Source organism: Streptomyces triticisoli, assembly GCF_003270085.1.
In the GTDB taxonomy this organism is placed as follows: Bacteria; Actinomycetota; Actinomycetes; order Streptomycetales; family Streptomycetaceae; genus Streptomyces; species Streptomyces triticisoli.
The window spans coordinates 1-1,471 of the sequence record NZ_QFDQ01000112.1 but is presented as its reverse complement, the minus strand read 5'-3'; the positions used below and the strand labels follow the sequence as shown (position 1 = coordinate 1,471).

Genomic DNA, 1,471 nt, shown 5'->3' with positions numbered 1-1,471 from the left:
TGCCGCCGCAGGGTGTGCCCGCGCCCACCGGACGGCGTGCCCGGCGCGAGGCCGACGAGCCCCAGGCGCTGCCCGCGGCGCTGCCCGCGACCACGGACGCGCTGCCCGAGCCGAGCGGTGAGGACCCCGCGGCGCCCGTTCCGCAGCCGACCGGACGGCGCCGCCGTGCCCTGGCCGCGGCGACCGAGCGCGCTGCCGCGCAGGAGGCGGCTCCCCGTACGGTGTTCGCCCTGCCGCCCGCGGAGGCGGACCGTCCGGGCGACGGCCCGGAGGGAGTGGGGTCGGTTCAGCTGCCGGCGCAGGGCGCCGCTCCCGGCGTCCCCGTGGCGGACGAGGGGCAGCACGAAGCCGTACCCCACGACCGGACCGACGATCACACTCCGCCACAGCCGCACCCGGCGAGCGCGCCGACGGGGCGCCGACGCCGGGCTGTGGCCCAGCCGCAGGAAGCCGCCGCGGCGGGCGCGACGCCCGCGCAGGAGGTGCCCGGAGGGGCCGCCGTGCCGGGGACGATGCCTGCGGGAAGCCTGCCCGCTGGAGCCCTGCCCGTGCAGGGCGTGCCCGAAGGGGCCGTACCTGTGGGGGCCGTGCCCGTGGGGGCGACGCCCGGAGGAACGATGCCCGCGGTGGCCGTGCCCGCACAGGGTGCGCCTTCGCAGGGGGCCGCCGGACCGGGTGTTCCCGCGCAGGCCGGCCCAGGTGGCGCGCAGGCGTTGCCGCAGCCCGTTCCCCAGATGGCTCCTGGGCAGCCAGTCGTGCCGCAGGGGGTTCCGGGGCAGCCGGTCGTGGCCCAGGTGGCCCCCGGGCAGCCGGTCGCGCCCCACGCGACCCCCGGGCAGCCGGTCGCGCCCCAGGCAGCTCCCGGACAGCCGGGGGCGGGGCCGCAGGCTCCCGGACCGCAGCAGCCCGTGCCGGGACAGGTGGCCCTGCCCGCTCAGGGCGGCGCGGGTCAGCCGCTGCCCCAGCAGGGCACCGGGCTCGCCCCTGCCCAGAACCTCGCCGGTCAGCCGCTCCCCCAGCAGGGCGCCATGCTCGTACCCGCGCAGAACCCCGCCGCCCCGGCCCAGCAGGCCATCCCTGGACCGCTCCCGGCACAGGCCGTGCCGGTCCAGGGCGCCCCCGCCCCGCAGCCGACTCCCGCCGCCATGCCGGCCCCACCCCAGCCCTGGCCCAGCGCCGACGCCACCCCCGGCGCGGGCACCCCCGTACCACCACACGGCCCCGCCGCACCGCTCCCACCGAACGCGGTCCCGGCCCAGGGCACCCCCGCCCCCCAGCCCTGGCCGGGCGTCGACGCCACCTCCGGGGCGGGCACCCCCGTACCACCGCACAGCCCCGCCGCACCGCTCCCACCGAACGCGGTCCCGGCCCAGGGCACCCCCGCCCCCCAGCCGACTCCCGCCGCCATGCCGGCCCCACCCCAGCCCTGGCCCAGCGCCGACGCCACCCCCGGCGCGGGCACCCCCGTACC

2 pseudogenes are annotated in these 1,471 nt (G+C 81.2%); one reads left to right on the top strand and one right to left on the bottom strand.

Annotated elements, in window-relative coordinates:
- Positions 1–824: pseudogene (locus DEP02_RS17390) on the bottom strand (hypothetical protein); the annotation flags it as partial.
- 84 nt (positions 825–908) lie between these two features.
- Between DEP02_RS17390 and DEP02_RS33520 the strand changes: the two are divergent.
- A pseudogene (locus DEP02_RS33520) lies at positions 909–1,471 on the top strand (hypothetical protein); the annotation flags it as partial.